The 18,089-nt window shown below is 38.7% G+C and carries 16 protein-coding genes; all 16 read left to right on the top strand.

Annotated elements, in window-relative coordinates; genetic code table 11:
* The first annotated feature begins 165 nt into the window (after nt 1–165).
* A complete protein-coding gene (pyrH, locus tag J7E77_RS11855) occupies nt 166–891 on the top strand; it encodes a UMP kinase (protein WP_168242772.1) in 726 nt (241 codons plus the stop codon).
* Complete coding sequence (gene frr, locus J7E77_RS11850; RefSeq protein ID WP_098933008.1) at nt 891–1,448, top strand: ribosome recycling factor; 558 nt, start codon at nt 891–893, stop codon at nt 1,446–1,448. The genes pyrH and frr overlap by 1 nt, the downstream gene beginning before the upstream one ends.
* A 369-nt stretch (nt 1,449–1,817) precedes the next feature.
* Nucleotides 1,818–2,594: an undecaprenyl pyrophosphate synthase gene (locus tag J7E77_RS11845; RefSeq protein ID WP_214714559.1), complete on the top strand. Its 777-nt coding sequence runs from the start codon at nt 1,818–1,820 to the stop codon at nt 2,592–2,594.
* A 25-nt stretch (nt 2,595–2,619) separates the two neighbouring features.
* On the top strand, nt 2,620–3,414 hold the full coding sequence (locus J7E77_RS11840) for a phosphatidate cytidylyltransferase (protein WP_214714557.1): 795 nt from the start codon (nt 2,620–2,622) through the stop codon (nt 3,412–3,414).
* Nucleotides 3,415–3,450: 36 nt separating this feature from the next.
* Complete coding sequence (gene dxr, locus J7E77_RS11835) at nt 3,451–4,593, top strand: 1-deoxy-D-xylulose-5-phosphate reductoisomerase (RefSeq protein ID WP_214714555.1); 1,143 nt, start codon at nt 3,451–3,453, stop codon at nt 4,591–4,593.
* A gap of 60 nt (nt 4,594–4,653) precedes the next feature.
* A complete protein-coding gene (gene rseP / locus J7E77_RS11830) occupies nt 4,654–5,913 on the top strand; it encodes an RIP metalloprotease RseP (protein WP_214714553.1) in 1,260 nt (419 codons plus the stop codon).
* Between the two features lie 185 nt (nt 5,914–6,098).
* On the top strand, nt 6,099–10,424 hold the full coding sequence (locus J7E77_RS11825) for a PolC-type DNA polymerase III (RefSeq protein ID WP_214714551.1): 4,326 nt from the start codon (nt 6,099–6,101) through the stop codon (nt 10,422–10,424).
* A 319-nt stretch (nt 10,425–10,743) separates the two neighbouring features.
* Nucleotides 10,744–11,214: a ribosome maturation factor RimP gene (gene rimP, locus J7E77_RS11820; RefSeq protein WP_214714549.1), complete on the top strand. Its 471-nt coding sequence runs from the start codon at nt 10,744–10,746 to the stop codon at nt 11,212–11,214.
* Nucleotides 11,215–11,250: 36 nt separating this feature from the next.
* Nucleotides 11,251–12,372 carry a transcription termination factor NusA gene (gene nusA, locus J7E77_RS11815; RefSeq protein WP_214714547.1) on the top strand — a complete coding sequence of 374 codons (1,122 nt, stop codon included), beginning with the start codon at nt 11,251–11,253 and terminating at the stop codon, nt 12,370–12,372.
* Nucleotides 12,373–12,391: 19 nt separating this feature from the next.
* Nucleotides 12,392–12,664, top strand: a complete 273-nt coding sequence (gene rnpM / locus J7E77_RS11810; RefSeq protein WP_088086390.1) for an RNase P modulator RnpM — start codon at nt 12,392–12,394, stop codon at nt 12,662–12,664.
* An 8-nt stretch (nt 12,665–12,672) separates the two neighbouring features.
* Nucleotides 12,673–12,975: a YlxQ family RNA-binding protein gene (locus J7E77_RS11805; protein ID WP_088086391.1), complete on the top strand. Its 303-nt coding sequence runs from the start codon at nt 12,673–12,675 to the stop codon at nt 12,973–12,975.
* Nucleotides 12,976–12,994: 19 nt separating this feature from the next.
* Complete coding sequence (gene infB, locus J7E77_RS11800) at nt 12,995–15,313, top strand: translation initiation factor IF-2 (RefSeq protein WP_214714545.1); 2,319 nt, start codon at nt 12,995–12,997, stop codon at nt 15,311–15,313.
* Nucleotides 15,310–15,591 (top strand): DUF503 domain-containing protein, encoded by a 282-nt coding sequence (locus J7E77_RS11795; protein ID WP_088086393.1) that lies wholly within the window; start codon nt 15,310–15,312, stop codon nt 15,589–15,591. Before infB ends, J7E77_RS11795 begins: the two co-directional genes overlap by 4 nt.
* 17 nt (nt 15,592–15,608) lie before the next feature.
* Nucleotides 15,609–15,980 carry a 30S ribosome-binding factor RbfA gene (gene rbfA, locus J7E77_RS11790; protein WP_088086394.1) on the top strand — a complete coding sequence of 124 codons (372 nt, stop codon included), beginning with the start codon at nt 15,609–15,611 and terminating at the stop codon, nt 15,978–15,980.
* Between the two features lie 57 nt (nt 15,981–16,037).
* Nucleotides 16,038–16,973 carry a tRNA pseudouridine(55) synthase TruB gene (gene truB / locus J7E77_RS11785; protein ID WP_214714543.1) on the top strand — a complete coding sequence of 312 codons (936 nt, stop codon included), beginning with the start codon at nt 16,038–16,040 and terminating at the stop codon, nt 16,971–16,973.
* A gap of 15 nt (nt 16,974–16,988) precedes the next feature.
* On the top strand, nt 16,989–17,954 hold the full coding sequence (gene ribF / locus J7E77_RS11780; RefSeq protein ID WP_214714541.1) for a bifunctional riboflavin kinase/FAD synthetase: 966 nt from the start codon (nt 16,989–16,991) through the stop codon (nt 17,952–17,954).
* Nucleotides 17,955–18,089: the final 135 nt, after the last annotated feature.

The raw sequence follows: 18,089 nt of genomic DNA, 5'->3' as shown, positions 1-18,089 counted from the left end.
ATTGTTAATTTTGACACATGTTGATTGGAGCGGAAATCAACAGCCAAGTATAACAAAGCCAAAAACAAAATAGTTTTAAGGGAATGTTAATGAAATAGGTTTTTAAATAGGGGACACGGTGTGTTCCCTTTTTTAAAAAGAATTAATTACATAATGGAGGTTTATATGAGCGGTCCTAAGTACAAACGCGTAGTATTAAAGTTGAGCGGAGAAGCACTTGCAGGTGAATCGAGCTTTGGAATTAAACCTTCTGTGATCAAATCGATTGCCATTCAAGTTAAAGAAATAGCAGAGCTTGGTGTAGAAGTTGCTGTCGTTGTCGGTGGCGGTAACATTTGGCGCGGAAAAATTGGCAGTGAAATGGGTATGGACCGGGCAACTGCAGATTATATGGGGATGCTTGCAACGGTTATGAATTCTTTAGCACTGCAAGATAGTTTGGAGCACTTAGGAATTGAATCACGGGTGCAAACCTCTATTGAAATGCGCCAGGTGGCTGAGCCTTATATTCGACGCCGTGCAATTAGGCATTTAGAAAAAAAACGGGTAGTCATTTTTGCGGCGGGTACTGGAAATCCATATTTCTCAACGGATACAACCGCTGCACTTCGAGCAGCGGAAATCGATGCTGAAGTAATCTTAATGGCAAAGAATAATGTCGATGGAGTGTATTCTGCAGACCCTCGATTAGATGCAAATGCTACTAAATATGAAGATTTGTCTTTCTTAGATGTTCTTAAAGAAGGATTAGCAGTTATGGACTCTACTGCCTCCTCCTTATGCATGGACAATGATATTCCATTGATTGTTTTCTCGATTATGGAGCAGGGGAATATTAAACGAGCCGTTATGGGGGAAAAAATAGGAACAATTGTTAGGGGGAAACATTAATGCCAAAACAAGTCATCTCTACCATTAAAGATCGTATGACAAAAGCGATTCAGTCATATTCGCGTGAGCTTGCCAGCATCCGTGCGGGGAGAGCAAGCGCTTCGTTATTGGACAGAATTACAATTGATTATTATGGTGCACCAACACCTGTCAACCAAATGGCTGGAATTTCAACACCTGAAGCTAGGCTTATTGTTATTCAACCATATGATAAATCCACCCTTGGGGATATCGAAAAAGCAATTCTTAAATCTGATTTAGGATTAAATCCTACCAACGACGGTATGGTAATCCGCCTTGCTATTCCACAATTGACTGAGGAGCGCCGCAAGGAGTTAGTAAAATTGGTCAAAAAGGAATCAGAAGAAGCGAAGGTAGCTATCCGTAATATCCGTCGAGATGGTAATGACGAATTAAAGAAGCTAGAGAAGAATGGTGAAATTACTGAGGATAGTCTTCGCGGTCATTCGGAGGATATCCAAAAACTTACCGACGAATATATTAGTAAAGTTGATCAAATTACAAAAGACAAAGAAAAGGAAATTTTGGAAGTTTAATTAATGGCTGTGTTAAAACTAAATGGTGATTTTACAAATTCTGTTGATTGGAGCGCATGGAGCGGAAATCAACAGACAAATTTAACACAGCCTAGTTAATAAATAAGAACCCTCTGTTTTAGGGGGTTTTTCACTATTTTAATACTTAATTTAAGAATTATTGATTGTTCCCGAAAGTTGTCTGAATATAATTCTTAATTCCTACTATTTTACATAAGTTAATTATTAGAGATATCTTTATGCTTTTTTGGTATGATAAAAACATGCTACCCCGAAATGTCCATTACATAACAACACACATGCTTCAATGGAATTGATATATGATTTAATTTTCGGAGGAAATGATTAACTAATTGGAGGAGCAATGTTATGTTTAATAAATTAAGGCTTGGGAAGAACCGAAATAACACTTCCACACTCCGAAATAAAATAGAAGAAATAAAAAAATCGCCTGTTCCTGAGCATGTGGCAATTATTATGGATGGCAACGGACGTTGGGCTAAGAAACGGGCATTACCACGTATTGCTGGTCACCATGAGGGCATGAAGGTTGTTCGGAAAACAACGAAATTAGCAAATGAACTCGGCATTAAAACCTTAACATTGTATGCTTTTTCAACTGAGAATTGGAAAAGGCCAAAAAATGAAGTCGAATATATTATGAGTCTGCCTGATGAATTTTTAGGCACATTTTTACCGGATTTAATTGAGGAAAATGTTCAAGTGAAAATGATGGGCTATAAAAATCAACTTCCAGTACATACACTGCGTGCAATAGAAAAAGCTATAGAAGAAACAAAAAATAATGATGGATTAGTATTAAACTTTGCATTAAATTACGGGAGCAGGGCTGAGATTCTTGATGCTGTGAAGCAAGTCTTAAATGACAGCAAAAGTGGTAAACTGAACGAGACGGAGTTAGACGAAAAAGTCTTTTCTTCCTACTTAATGACTGCTAATTTTACAGACCCAGATCTTTTAATCCGTACTAGTGGTGAAATCCGCTTGAGTAACTTTATGCTTTGGCAGTTGGCTTACTCAGAGTTTTGGTTTACAGAAGTCTTATGGCCAGACTTTAATGAAGAACATTTACTTGAAGCAATTGAAACGTTCCAGAAACGACAGCGTCGGTTTGGTGGCATATAGAACAACAAAGGTGTTGAAAAATTAGATGAAGCAAAGAATCATAACAGGAGTCATTGCAGCTGCACTATTTTTACCAATTGTCTATTATGGTGGATTTCCACTTATAATTTTAACGTACTTTTTAGCGACGATCGGATTGTATGAGTTATTGAAAATGAAAAAACTTCCTATTTTTTCGGTTAATGGTATATTAGCACTTTTATTTCTATGGGTGTTGCTCTTCCCCGGAGAATATCATTCCGTTATAGATTCCTTCTATTATTCAAAAATAGAAATATGCATGGCATTAATTCTTTTGTTATTAACTTACACCGTAATTACCAAAAATCAATTTACATTTGAAGACGTTTCTTTTTCTATCCTATCAGCCATTTATGTAGGTATTGGCTTTTACTTTTTCTTTGAAACGAGGCAGGATGGGGGACTTGTCTATATTTTGTATTCTTTATTTATGATTTGGGCTACTGATTCAGGTGCTTATTTTATTGGAAAAGCTCTTGGTAAAACGAAGCTATGGCCCGAAATTAGCCCGAATAAGACAGTTGAAGGGTCGATTGGCGGAATCGCCTGCGCAGTTGTTGTGGCTGTCATATTTGTACTCCTCTCAAACATTAACGTCGGTCTTTTAACTTTAATGGGAATTACAATCGTCCTTTCCGTTTTTGGACAAATTGGTGACTTAGTTGAATCAGCCTTTAAGCGTCATTTTAATGTCAAAGATTCTGGTACAATCTTGCCAGGTCATGGTGGAATTCTTGATCGATTTGACAGCCTATTATTTGTTTGGCCCTTGTTACATTTTTTTCACCTTTGGTTATAGAGCGCGTGCGCTTCACATTTAGGAGTTGACTTTTTATTGAAAACCATTAGCTTATTGGGTGCAACCGGATCGATAGGAACCCAAACCTTAGATATTATCCGTGAGCATCCATCTGAATTTACATTAGCAGCCTTTTCTGTGGGTAAAAATATCGATTTGGCTCGAAAAATGATTGTTGAATTTCAGCCTGAGCTTGTTTCTGTACAAGACTATCATGACTGTAATACATTAAAAGCAGAATTTCCTAATATTAAATTCACTTTTGGTCAGGAAGGACTAATCGAGACAGCAGTTTATGAAAAAGCCGATATTCTTGTCAACGCAGTTCTTGGAAGTGTGGGGTTAAACCCGACTTTACAAGCAATTGAATGTGGGAAGATAATCGCTATTGCCAATAAAGAAACACTGGTTACTGCAGGTCATTTAGTTATGGATGCGGCTAAAAGAAATAATGTACCACTCCTTCCGGTCGATAGTGAACATTCTGCCATTTTTCAAGCCTTGCAGGGGGAAAAGGAGAAAAACATTGAAAGATTAATTCTAACTGCTTCCGGCGGGAGCTTTCGTGACCTCTCCAGGCAAGAATTGAAAAATGTTACCGTGGAGCAAGCACTAAACCATCCAAATTGGTCGATGGGGGCAAAAATCACAATTGATTCGGCATCAATGATGAACAAAGGTTTAGAAGTAATTGAAGCTCATTGGCTTTTCAATATGCCATATGAAAAAATTGATGTACTGCTTCATAAAGAAAGCATCATCCATTCAATGATTGAGTTTCACGATAGCAGTATCATTGCTCAGCTTGGAACACCAGATATGAGAGTGCCGATTCAATATGCGCTCACCTATCCTGATCGTTTGCCATTGCCTTCATCTAAACGTTTGGATCTGGCAAGGATTGGGAAATTGCATTTCGAGGAAATGGATGCCGCGAGATTCCGCTGTCTTGGTTTTGCTTATGAGGCTGGGAAAAAAGGTGGATCGATGCCAACGGTATTGAATGCAGCGAATGAAGTGGCCGTGGCAGCTTTTCTAGAAGGGAAAATTCGGTTCTTGCAGATTGAAGATTTGATTGAGAAAGCCCTAACCGCCCACCAAATCACGGAACACCCTAGCCTAACTTCAATCCAAGAGATAGACAAAGAAACAAGAGAATATGTTCATTCACTCCTGTAAGAAAAACGGAAGCGCAAGTAAAAGAATCTCTCTTATCCTGAAAAAAAAGGTGGTTTTATTTTGACTACAGTTATTGCCTTTATAGTGATTTTTGGCGCACTCGTATTCTTTCATGAATTAGGTCATTTGATTTTCGCAAAAAGGGCTGGTATTTTATGCCGTGAATTTGCAATTGGTTTTGGCCCAAAAGTATTTTCCCATAAAAGAGCGGAGACAACCTATACCATTCGGTTACTTCCGATTGGTGGATTTGTGCGCATGGCTGGCGAAGACCCGGAAATGATTGAAATAAAGCCTGGTTATCGTATTGGCTTGTTGTTTGATAAGGATGAAAAAGTAAATAAAATCATCTTAAATAATAAAGAGAAGTTTCCTAATTGTCGGATCGTTGAAGTGGAATATGCTGATATCGAAAAGGATTTAGTTATTAAAGGATTTCCTGAAGATGAAGATGAAGTATTAAAAACCTTTATCATTGACCCAAAAGCAGTCATCGTGGAAAATGGAATCGAGTCACAGATTGCTCCAATTGACCGTCAATTCGGATCAAAAACATTAGGACAAAGAACGATGGCTATTTTTGCTGGTCCGATGATGAATTTTGTACTTGCATTCATTTTATTTATTATTATTGCTTTTATACAGGGGGTACCTACGAATGAACCTAAGTTAGGTGAAATAACTCCTGATGGGGCAGCGATGGCTGCTGGTCTTAAAAAAGGTGATCTCATCCAGACGATTAATGGTTCAGAAATTTCGAGTTGGTCTGATGTAGTGGAGGTCATTCGGAAAAATCCAAATGAAAAGCTCGACTTTTCTATTCGCCGTGACAAAAAGGATTTAGATATCACGGTAACCCCAATTGAAAAAACGGTTGAAGGGAAGAAAATTGGGCTTATTGGTGTTTATAGTCCTGTTGAAAAGTCTCCTATTCAAGCAATTAAGGCAGGTTTCACAGAAACCTATTTTTGGACGAAACAGATTTTTGTAATGGTTGGTAAATTAGTCACTGGCCAATTTTCAATTGATGCACTTTCTGGTCCTGTTGGTATTTACCAAGCAACAGATTCTGTAGCTAAATCGGGTATTTATTATTTAATGAAATGGGCAGGGATTTTAAGCATTAACTTAGGTATTATGAACTTATTACCTATTCCCGCTCTTGACGGTGGAAGATTAATGTTTTTTGCTGTCGAAGCTGTTAGAGGCAAGCCGATAGACCGTCAAAAGGAAGGTATGGTTCATTTTATAGGATTCGCCCTCTTAATGCTGCTCATGCTAGTTGTAACTTGGAATGACATTCAAAGGTTTTTCTTGTAGTATGTAATCTTTAATTTATTTTGGGGGCCGTTAATACGGCCCCTATTCTTATTTTTAAAGAAAACTATTTGACTAAAATGGAGAAATTTTTCTGTCGAATAAAGCCGAATCATTTTGAGTCATATGATATAATTACTTTTTGACGAGATAAAAAAAGCGATATTTAATAGATGGGAGAGAGAACGATGAGCGAACATGCCCTAGGCAAAAAAGAGCGATTCCAACTCTTGCTCCAGCAGCTGCAATTGATTGAGGATGCTGTTGTAGTGCATTTCAACAATGCGCAAATTGAAAGGTTATTAGTTGAAAAAAAAGCTAGAAAGTGGCATTTTCAATTTTTATTTGAAAATATACTTCCCTATAATGTTTATGTAATGTTTACGTCACAGCTTGAACGGACATTTTCAAACATTGCAACGATTTCCTTCCATATAAATGTAACAAATCAAATTATTTCACCGGAATTATTACGAGATTATTGGAGTTATAGCATTCAGCAAATTGATGGAATTGCTCCGCCGCTTTTAAAACTATTACATGAACAACTTCCCGAAGTGAACGGTAATAAGCTTACAATTTCAGTTCGTAATGATACTGAGGGACAAGCACTAAAGCGGAAATATGGCGAGACGATCGCTAAAATCTACCAATCATTTGGATTTCCCAATTTATCGATTGAGACAGTAATAAAAAGTAACGAGAAAAATGAAGAATATCAACAATTTCTTCTTGCAAAGCAAAAGGAAGATCAAGAACGCGGACTTCAAGCAATGGTTGAATTGCAGAGAAAAGAAGCTGAAAAGGATCAGGCATCTGGTGATCTTCCATCTGGACCGCTTACTATTGGTCTTACCATTAAGGATAATAATGACTTCCGAAGTCTGATTGATATTGTTGATGAAGAAAGACGAATAGCTGTAGAAGGGTTTATTTTTGATGCGGAAATACGTGAACTCAGGAGCGGCCGTTCCCTGCTGACCTTCAAAATAACTGATTACACAAGCTCTATTATGGTAAAAATGTTTTCACGCGATAAAGAGGATGCGGCCCTGTTCCAGCTTGTCAAAAAAGGAATGTGGGTAAAAGTTCGAGGCAGCATTCAGAATGATACCTTTGTTCGTGACCTCGTGATGATTGGAAATGATATTAATGAAATTAAGCCTGTTGGCCGAAAGGATACTGCACCCGAAGATCAGAAACGTGTAGAACTCCATCTTCATACACCAATGAGTCAAATGGATGCAGTCACACCTGTTAGCGCACTGATTGCACAGGCGAAAAAATGGGGACATAAAGCAATTGCAGTAACCGATCACGCGGTTGCACAATCATTCCCTGAAGCGTATGGTGCTGGGAAGAAAAATGATATTAAAATTCTCTTTGGGGTGGAAGTAAATTTAGTGGATGATGGGGTGCCAATTGCCTATAATGACGCACATCGTCAACTAGCTGAGGATACCTATGTTGTATTTGACGTTGAAACTACGGGACTATCAGCGGTGTACAATACAATTATTGAGCTTGCTGCTGTGAAAATACATGACGGTGAAATCATTGACCGCTTCGAATCTTTTGCCAATCCTCATCACCGTTTATCGGCAACAACGATCAATCTCACTGGAATTACCGATGATATGGTCCAAACCGCCCCAGAAATTGAGGAAGTTCTTCGGAATTTTAGTGATTGGGCTGGTGATGCTGTTCTTGTAGCCCATAATGCTTCCTTTGATATGGGTTTCCTCAATGTCGGATATAGAAAAATAGGCTTTGAAAAGGCTAAGAATCCTGTTATTGATACACTTGAACTTGGACGATTTCTCTATCCAGAGATGAAAAACCATCGTTTAAATACACTAACTAAGAAGTTTGATATTGAATTAACCCAACATCACCGCGCCATTTATGATGCAGAGGCAACCGGTTATCTACTTTTGAAAATGTTAAAGGATTCCCTCGAAAAAGGAATTGAATACCATGACCAGTTTAATGATAATATGGGGAAAGGAAATGCCTACCAACGGGCACGTCCTTATCACTGTACACTTTTAGCCCAAACACAAGCGGGATTAAAAAACCTTTTTAAACTCGTATCTATATCACACCTTGAATATTTTTATCGAGTTCCTAGATTACCAAGATCTGTTTTGCAAAAATACAGGGAAGGGATTTTAGTTGGCTCCGGTTGTAATAAAGGTGAGGTATTTGAAGGGATGATGCAAAAATCCCCAGAGGAAGTGGAAAGCGCTGCCCGTTTTTATGATTATCTTGAAGTCATGCCGAAAGAAGTAAATGCACCGTTGATTGAAATGGAATTGGTTAGCGATGAAAAAGCAATGGAAGATATTATTGCGAAAATCATTACGCTTGGTGATAAATTAGGATTGCCAGTTGTTGCAACTGGAAATGTCCATTACCTTAATGAAAATGATAAAATTTATCGAAAAATATTAATTAATTCCCAGGGTGGAGCTAACCCGCTAAATCGCCATGAACTTCCCGATGTTCACTTTAGGACAACTAATGAAATGCTTGATGCTTTTTCATTTTTAGGAATAGAGAAGGCAAAAGAAATTGTTGTAACTAACACGAATAAAATTGCGGATATGATTGAAGTCATTAAACCAATTAAAGACGATTTGTATACACCGAAAATTGAAGGCGCCGATGAAGAAATGCGTGAAATGAGTTATGCAATGGCGCGGAGAATTTACGGTGACAACTTGCCGGAAATAGTGGAAGCCAGGTTAGAAAAGGAATTGAAAAGTATTATTGGGCATGGCTTTGCCGTAATTTATTTGATTTCTCATAAGCTTGTTAAAAAGTCCTTGGATGATGGTTACCTTGTAGGCTCAAGGGGATCTGTGGGTTCATCACTTGTAGCTACAATGACAGAAATTACCGAGGTAAATCCACTACCACCTCATTATGTGTGTCCAACCTGTAAGCATTCAGAGTTTTTTAATGATGGTTCTGTCGGTTCAGGCTTTGATTTACCTGATAAGGATTGTCCGCAATGTGGTGGAAAATACCATAAGGATGGGCACGATATTCCGTTCGAAACGTTCCTTGGCTTTAAAGGGGACAAAGTTCCTGATATCGATTTAAACTTCTCTGGTGAATATCAGCCGCGGGCCCATAATTATACAAAGGTCCTGTTTGGTGAGGATAATGTATTCCGCGCTGGGACGATTGGTACAGTCGCAGACAAGACTGCTTTTGGATATGTTAAAGCATATCAACAGGATAACAATCTACAACTGCGTGGTGCCGAAGTAGAACGCCTTGCTTCAGGCTGTACTGGTGTTAAAAGAACAACGGGTCAACATCCAGGTGGTATTATTGTTATACCTGATTACATGGATGTTTATGATTTTTCACCGATTCAATTCCCGGCAGATGATAGAAATTCAGAATGGAAGACAACACATTTCGATTTCCATTCCATCCATGATAATGTCCTAAAGCTAGATATCCTCGGACATGATGACCCGACCGTGATTAGGATGCTTCAGGACTTGAGCGGAATGGATCCGAAAACAATCCCTACAGATGATCCTGAAGTCATGAAAATTTTCAGCGGGACCGAGTCATTAGGCGTAACAGAAAAGCAGATCATGTGTAAAACTGGAACGCTTGGTATTCCAGAGTTTGGAACTCGATTCGTTCGGCAAATGCTTGAGGATACGAAACCAACAACGTTCTCTGAACTTGTTCAAATATCGGGGCTATCACATGGTACCGATGTATGGCTTGGGAATGCCCAAGAATTAATCCATAATCAAACATGTAATCTTAGTGAAGTTATTGGCTGTCGTGATGATATCATGGTCTACCTAATTTATCAGGGACTGGACCCATCCTTTGCTTTTAAAATTATGGAATCAGTTCGTAAGGGTAAAGGCTTAAGTGAAGAAATGGAAGCAGAGATGCGGAAAAACGAAGTTCCAGAATGGTATATCGACTCTTGTAAGAAGATTAAATACATGTTCCCAAAGGCCCATGCTGCTGCATATGTACTTATGGCAGTTAGAATTGCATATTTCAAGGTACATCTGCCGCTCCTTTATTACGCCGCTTATTTTACTGTCCGCGCGGAAGACTTTGACATTGAAGCAATGTCGCGCGGTTCAGAATCGATACGTGCAAAAATAGAAGAAATAAATGCAAAAGGCCTAGAAGCATCTAACAAAGAAAAAAACTTATTAACGGTTTTGGAACTAGCACTTGAAATGACTGAAAGGGGCTTTGTTTTCCAGAACTACGATTTATATAAATCTTCATCATCCGAATTCATCATTGAAGGCAATACCTTAATACCGCCGTTTAATTCGATTCCAGGCTTAGGAACGAATGCGGCCTATAATATTGTCAAGGCAAGGGAATCAGGAGAATTTTTATCCAAAGAAGATTTACAGCAACGAGGAAAGGTATCTAAGACTATCCTTGAATATTTAGACAAACAAGGGTGCCTATCATCCCTTCCAGAGCAAAACCAGCTTTCACTGTTTTAACTTGGATTATCATCTAGCTCCAGCGCCTAGGAGCTCGAGTCATAAGCCAATCGCTTCGGAAGGCAAAAAGCGCCTTCTGTCAGCGCTTGTCTTATGCTTTTTGCCCCTGGTCAAGGCGCTTCCGCTTTAGGGCGCTATTTGCATTAAAATGTTGGTTATGGTATAGTTTTATTGGAAATACTAAGAAATACTCTCGTGATCAAGAGTGGGGAAACCCGCTCTTTCGTTTTTGTATAAATCTTTTTTTCTTAGTAACTTGATAAAACTTTCCGTGAACTACATACAATATGGGTGAAATTTTCGGAAAAGGAGGTAAAGCATGAGCAAGGTAACGGAAGTTGTAGAAGAGCTGGCTACGCCTATTTTTCAAGAACTTGGTTTGGAATTAGTGGAAATTGAGTATGTGAAGGAAGGGAAAAGCTGGTTTCTTCGCGTATATATCGATAAAGACAACGGTGTTGATATTGAGGATTGCGGACTCGTTAGCGAAAAACTCAGCGAAAAACTCGATGAGCTTGATCCGATTCCCCATAACTATTTTCTTGAAGTTTCTTCACCTGGAGCTGAGCGTCCATTGAAAAAAGATAAAGATTTCCAAAAGGCAATGGGTAAAAATGTCTTTATCAAAACTTATGAACCGATCGATGGGGAGAAAAGCTTCGAAGGAACATTATTAGAATTTGATGGTCAACATTTAAAAATCGAAATGAAGATTAAAACCCGGAAGAAGACTATTGAAATTCCCTATGAAAAAGTTGCCAACGCACGATTAGCTGTTACTTTTTCGTAATGAAATAATAGATATAGGATAGGGGGATACACAAAGATGAGCAGCGAATTATTAGATGCTCTTATAATACTGGAAAGAGAAAAAGGTATTTCCAGAGATGTTTTAATTGATGCGATCGAAGCAGCTCTTGTTTCGGCATATCGCCGAAATTTTAATCAAGCCCAGAATGTGCGGATTGATTTAAATTTACAGACTGGATCTATGCGCGTTTTTGCTAGAAAAGAAGTGGTCGATCAAGTATTTGACCCTCGTCTCGAAATTTCCTTAGAGGATGCGAGACAAATCACACCAAATTACCAAGTTGAAGATATTGTCGAAATGGAAGTTACACCCAAGGACTTTGGGCGGATTGCAGCTCAAACTGCCAAGCAAGTGGTTACTCAGCGTGTAAGAGAAGCAGAACGCGGAATTATTTATTCGGAATTTATCGACCGTGAAGAAGATATTATGACTGGTATTGTTCAAAGACTCGATTCTAAATTTATTTATGTAAGTCTTGGGAAAATAGAGGCATTATTACCTGTAAATGAGCAAATGCCTAATGAACGTTATAAGCCTCATGATCGAATTAAAGTATTTATTACAAAAGTTGAAAAGACCACCAAGGGGCCGCAAATATTCGTATCTCGGACACATCCTGGTCTCTTAAAACGTTTGTTTGAAATTGAAGTTCCTGAAATTTATGACGGAACCGTAGAAATTAAGTCAGTTGCCCGTGAGGCAGGGGATCGCTCGAAGATTTCTGTCCACTCGGACAATAATGAAGTAGATCCAGTTGGGTCTTGTGTTGGACCTAAAGGTGCAAGGGTTCAAGCGGTTGTTAATGAATTAAAGGGTGAAAAAATTGATATTGTTAAGTGGTCAGCCGACCCAGTAGTATTTGTTGCAAATTCACTTAGTCCTTCAAAAGTTTTAGATGTTATGGTTAACGAGAATGAAAAAGCAACAACAGTTGTTGTTCCTGATTATCAGCTTTCATTAGCAATCGGGAAACGAGGACAAAATGCCCGCCTAGCAGCAAAACTAACTGGCTGGAAAATTGATATTAAATCAGAAACTGAAGCACGTGAAATTGGAATTTATCCACGTGAAGAAACCATTAGGCTTTTTGATGATCAAGTTGATACTGATTTCGATTATGAAGAAGAGTTGGACTAAAAAGTGAGGTGAATGATGAATGAACAATCAGAAAAAAGTTCCTATGCGCAAGTGTGTTGCAACCGGTGATATGAAACCGAAAAAAGAACTTGTTCGCATCGTTCGCTCAAAAGAAGGGGAGGTATCCATCGACCTGACGGGGAAGAAATCCGGAAGGGGTGCCTACCTTTCAAGGGACAAGGAAGCTGTCTTACTTGCCAAGAAAAAAAATACCCTATCTAATCACTTACAGGTTTCTATAAATGATTCGTTATACGAAGAGCTACTTGAGCTTATAGAGAAGGAGAATTGACAATCCAAATGAAACAAAATCAATGGATGTCATTGCTTGGCTTGGCCAATCGAGCACGCAAAATCATATCAGGTGAGGAGCTTACCGTGAAGCAGATTCAAAGCGGAAAGGCGCATCTCATTTTATTATCCGCAGATGCTTCTGCAAATACGACAAAAAAGATTACTGATAAGTGTAATTCGTATGAGGTTCCATATAAAATTGTGGAAAATCGTCATCTTCTTGGTCAAGCAATTGGCAAGGAAGCCCGCGTTGTTGTAGCTGTTCTGGATGATGGATTTGCCAAAAAAATGGTAACGTTGCTCGATTAAATCTAGCGGGGGTGAAAAGATGAGTAAAATACGTGTATATGAGTATGCAAAAAAGCACAACATTTCAAGTAAAGAAATCATCACAAAACTAAAAGAAATGAATATAGAGGTCTCGAATCATATGGCAACAATAGAAGACGCAGAAGTTAAAAAGCTTGACGAAACATTCAGTAAAAAGGATAACAAGGCGCCACAGCAAAACACAGAGAATAAACAAAATGGACAGCAGCAACAACGAACAAACTCTCGTCCAACTCAAGCGCAGCGTCAAAACCAAAGACCTGCACAGTCAACGCAAAGGCCGCAAGTTCAGACGAAAACTCCTAAAGCATTTGAAGAAGCTGCTGATAAAAATGCCGCTCCTAGCAAGGTAAAAGTTGTTTCTCCTCCAAAAACGGTCGAAGGCAAAAAGCAAAACCAAGAATATCAATCGAAAGAAAATAAGGTTTTCAACAATGCTGATAAAGCTAAAGCCAAGCCTTACAATAATAATCAAAATCGTAATAATAATAATAATAAAAATAAGAAAAAGGCTCATACACCAGTTCAACAAGCTCAGCCACAGAAGAGAAAAGAGAAGGAGCTTCCAGCGAAAATTACTTTCAGTGAATCTCTAACTGTGGGCGAATTTGCAAAGAAGATTTACCGTGAGCCTTCAGAGATTATTAAAAAGCTCTTTTTACTAGGTGTCATGGCCACAATTAATCAAGTCTTAGATAAAGATGCGATTGAATTGATTGCAAGCGAATATGGGGTTGAAGTGGAAGAAGAAATTAAAGTTGATACAACAGATCTTGAAGTATACTTTACTGAAGATTCAGAGGATTCTCAAGTGGAAAGACCTTCTGTTGTAACAATAATGGGTCACGTTGACCACGGTAAAACAACCTTGCTAGATTCTATCCGTAACACAAAGGTTACAGAAGGTGAAGCGGGGGGAATTACCCAGCATATTGGTGCCTATCAAGTGGTTGAAAACGGGAAAAAGATTACCTTCCTTGATACACCAGGACACGCTGCCTTTACGACAATGCGTGCACGTGGCGCTAAAATAACTGATATTACCATCCTAGTCGTAGCTGCAGATGATGGTGTTATGCCGCAAACTGTTGAAGCGATTAACCATGCAAAAGCTGCCGAGGTTCCAATTATTGTAGCAGTTAATAAAATGGATAAAGAAGCTGCAAATGCTGACCGTGTAATGCAAGAATTGACTGAACATGGATTAGTATCAGAAGCATGGGGTGGAGATACTATCTTTGTACCACTTTCTGCAAAAACGGGTGAAGGCATTGACACCCTTCTAGAAATGATATTACTCGTTAGTGAAGTAGAAGAATATAAAGCGAATCCAAATCGGAAAGCCGTTGGTACTGTTATCGAAGCACAATTAGATAAAGGTCGTGGATCCGTTGCAACCTTACTAGTCCAAAACGGTACTCTAAAAATTGGTGATCCAATTGTTGTTGGTCATACCTTTGGTCGTGTCCGTGCAATGGTGAATGACAAAGGACGCCGTGTCAAAGAGGCAGGTCCGTCAACTCCTGTTGAAATAACTGGACTTAATGATGTGCCGCAAGCTGGAGATCGTTTCGTTGTGTTTGAAGACGAAAAAACCGCACGTCAAGTTGGAGAATCACGAGCTCAAACAGCACTGGTAGCCCAACGTGGTGAAAAATCCATTGTTAGTCTAGAAACACTTTTTGATCAATTAAAGCAAGGTGAAATGAAGGATTTAAACATCATCCTTAAAGCGGACGTTCAAGGGTCTGCTGAAGCCGTTGCCGCTTCCCTTCAAAAAATTGATGTTGAAGGTGTCAACATCAAAATTATTCATAGCGGTGCTGGAGCGATTAATGAGTCGGATATTAGTCTTGCTGCAGCGTCTAATGCCATCGTCATCGGTTTTAACGTTCGCCCTGATGTAAATGCGAAACGTGCAGCAGAAGCGGAGAAAGTTGACGTCCGTCTTCACCGTATAATTTATAAAGTAATTGAAGAGATTGAAGCAGCAATGAAAGGTATGCTTGATCCTGAATTCCAAGAAAAAATAATTGGTCAAGCAGAAATCCGTCAAACCTTTAAAGTTTCAAAGGTAGGAACAATTGCTGGTTCATATGTAACGGATGGTAAAATTACCCGCGACAGCGGTATTCGTTTAATTCGTAACGGTGTTGTCACTTTTGAAGGTAATATTGATGCGTTAAAGCGATTTAAAGATGATGTAAAAGAAGTTGCCCAAGGTTACGAATGTGGTATTACAATTAAAAACTTTAATGATGTTAAAGAAGGAGACATCATTGAAGCATACGTAATGGAAGAAATTGAACGTAAATGATCATCGGTGTGGCCGAATGTGAATGTATGATCTATGATGCTCATTCTTTAAAAGAGAAACGGGCTGTCCTTCAACGAATCCTTACACGCTTAAAACAGAAATTTAATGTTTCTGTATCAGAAGTTGGCTTTCAGGATATGTGGCAACGAACGAAAATTGCCATAGTTGTCGTAACTTCCACGCGTGTATCGACGGAACATGAGTTGCAAAATGCTTTGAAATTAATCGACTCATTTCCAGAAATAGAGAGAACGATCACCGAGATTGAATGGCTTTAAGTTAAGAGGTGAATGTGATGAGCCACAGAGCAAATCGTGTTGGAGAACAAATGAAAAAAGAACTAGGTGACATCATCGGTCGCAAAATCAAAGATCCACGTATTGGTTTTGTGACGGTTACCGACGTTGAAGTAACAGGAGATTTACAACAGGCGAAAGTGTATATTTCCGTATTAGGTGATGAAGAGCAAAGGGAAAATACCTTAAAAGGGCTAGCCAAAGCAAAAGGTTTTATTCGGACCGAAATTGGCCACCGTATTCGCCTTCGTAAAACACCTGAAATCATCTTTGAATGGGATGAATCTATCGATTACGGGAATCGAATTGATACACTTCTTCATCAACTGCATAAGGATGAAAAGCCTTTAGAAAAAAGTGAAGAAGAATAATTGGATAGACATTGTCTATCCTTTTTTTTCGATAATTTTTTGATTGGAGGATTTTAATTGGAAGGAATATTACCGTTATATAAGCCTGCGGGTTTGACATCCCATGATTGTGTGTTTAGATTGCGGAAGATTTTAAAAACAAAAAAGGTAGGCCATACGGGTACTCTTGATCCAGACGTAACAGGAGTGCTTCCAATTTGTATAGGGAAAGCAACTAAAGTTGCTGAATACATAACCGATGCTGGTAAATCGTATGAGGGAGAAGTAACAATTGGTTTTTCGACTACTACTGAAGATGCTTCTGGTGAAATTGTGGAGCAGAAACCAGTGGATCGGACCATTCGACGAGAAGAGATTCTCCAAGTTTTTCATTCAATAACCGGTGAAATTGAACAAACACCGCCTATGTTTTCGGCAGTAAAAGTGGGAGGGGTTCGTCTTTATGAATATGCACGGAAGGGTATAGAAGTCGAACGTCCCACTAGAAAGGTAACGATTTATTCCATCGAATTATTAGATGACTGTGATGAATTTATCGGTGAAACTGTTCAGTTTAGGTTTAAGGTAAGTTGCAGTAAAGGGACGTACATCCGGACTTTAGCGGTAATGATTGGTGAAATTCTGGGCTTCCCTGCACATATGTCCTTTTTACAAAGAGTTCAATCTGCTGCTTTTTCATTGGAGGATTGTTTGACGTTTGATGAAATTGAAAAACATATGGAGGCTGGGACAATTTCAAGTGTATTAAGGCCTTTAGAAACAGCACTTTCTCATTTGCCGAAATTACTAATTAATGATAAAGTAGCAGAGAAAGTGAAAAATGGCGCATTATTACAAATGCCAGAGCATTTAAAAACTAGTAACGGACCGATTGTCACTGAAACTGCTGATGGACTAGCTCTTGCTATTTATTCAAAACATCCAAGCAAGCCAGACCTCTTTAAACCAGTTAAAGTGTTACGTAATGATTTAGAAGAAAAAGGTACGGTATAGAAAAGGTGAGTTTCATTGGAAGTAATTAAGCTTAGATTTCCATACGATATAACAAATGTTGAATTTCCGCCCCTAGCAATGGCTATGGGCTACTTTGATGGAGTGCACCGTGGCCATCAACAGGTAATTCTTGAGGCAAAAAAGCATGCTGAAGAAAAAAGAATTTGCAGTGCGGTCATGACATTTGACCCCCATCCTTCGGTAGTATTAGGAAAAACGGAACAGCAGATACAGTATATTACTCCATTATCTGAAAAAATAAAAATTATCGAAGAACTTGGTATTGATTATTTATTTATCATTAACTTTACTACTGAATTTGCCAATTTGCTTCCACAGGAATTCATTGATCAATATGTTATTCGACTAAACGTAATGCACGTAGTTGCTGGTTTTGATTTTACCTATGGGCGTATGGGGAAGGGGACGATGGAAACGTTGCCCTTCCATTCAAGAGATCAATTTTCTTATTCGGTCGTTCCAAAGTTTACTCAAGGTGATCAAAAGGTTAGTTCAACTAGAATTAGAACCTTGCTTAAAGAAGGAAAAACAGACGCGCTTTTATCACTTCTTGGACGATTTTATACAACATCGGGCATAGTCATTCATGGTGATAAACGAGGCAGGACGATTGGCTTTCCAACGGCGAATGTTGACTTAAATGACGATTACATGATCCCGCCGACCGGTGTATATGCAGTAAGAATGAAAGTTGAAACCCAATGGTACAATGGAGTCTGTAATATTGGTTATAAACCCACCTTTAATAAGGAAGCCTTACACCCTTCTGTTGAAGTTCATTTATTTGACTTTAATAAAGATATCTATGGTGAAGAAGTGGTCATCGAGTGGCATCTTCCCTTACGTAAGGAACAAAAATTTTCAGGGATTGAAGAGCTCGTTGCACAAATTGAAAGAGATAAGCAAAATTCACTATATTATTTTAAAAAACAAGACAATCTTCCACATTCTCACTTATAAAAGGCGTTTTTCCTACAATAAACTTCGTTATAGCCTTGCTTTTTGATGTGAAAAGTTGTATCCTTATTAACGTATTAAAAATAACCTCTACTTGGCAAGACGAATCACCAACGCTTGCTCGGTACCAGGGGATTT

Source organism: Bacillus sp. ISL-77 (assembly GCF_018613105.1).
Note: the sequence above shows the minus strand (reverse complement) of the source record. Positions and strands in the feature narration are given on the sequence as shown.

What these genes read in the sequence shown, in the direction of transcription:
- pyrH (WP_168242772.1), top strand. Translation starts at nt 166, where the DNA reads ATGAGCGGTCCTAAGTACAAACGCGTAGTATTAAAGTTGAGCGGAGAA.
- frr (WP_098933008.1), top strand. Translation starts at nt 891, where the DNA reads ATGCCAAAACAAGTCATCTCTACCATTAAAGATCGTATGACAAAAGCG.
- J7E77_RS11845 (WP_214714559.1), top strand. Translation starts at nt 1,818, where the DNA reads ATGTTTAATAAATTAAGGCTTGGGAAGAACCGAAATAACACTTCCACA.
- J7E77_RS11840 (WP_214714557.1), top strand. Translation starts at nt 2,620, where the DNA reads ATGAAGCAAAGAATCATAACAGGAGTCATTGCAGCTGCACTATTTTTA.
- J7E77_RS11825 (WP_214714551.1), top strand. Translation starts at nt 6,099, where the DNA reads ATGAGCGAACATGCCCTAGGCAAAAAAGAGCGATTCCAACTCTTGCTC.
- rimP (WP_214714549.1), top strand. Translation starts at nt 10,744, where the DNA reads ATGAGCAAGGTAACGGAAGTTGTAGAAGAGCTGGCTACGCCTATTTTT.
- nusA (WP_214714547.1), top strand. Translation starts at nt 11,251, where the DNA reads ATGAGCAGCGAATTATTAGATGCTCTTATAATACTGGAAAGAGAAAAA.
- rnpM (WP_088086390.1), top strand. Translation starts at nt 12,392, where the DNA reads ATGAACAATCAGAAAAAAGTTCCTATGCGCAAGTGTGTTGCAACCGGT.
- J7E77_RS11805 (WP_088086391.1), top strand. Translation starts at nt 12,673, where the DNA reads ATGAAACAAAATCAATGGATGTCATTGCTTGGCTTGGCCAATCGAGCA.
- infB (WP_214714545.1), top strand. Translation starts at nt 12,995, where the DNA reads ATGAGTAAAATACGTGTATATGAGTATGCAAAAAAGCACAACATTTCA.
- J7E77_RS11795 (WP_088086393.1), top strand. Translation starts at nt 15,310, where the DNA reads ATGATCATCGGTGTGGCCGAATGTGAATGTATGATCTATGATGCTCAT.
- rbfA (WP_088086394.1), top strand. Translation starts at nt 15,609, where the DNA reads ATGAGCCACAGAGCAAATCGTGTTGGAGAACAAATGAAAAAAGAACTA.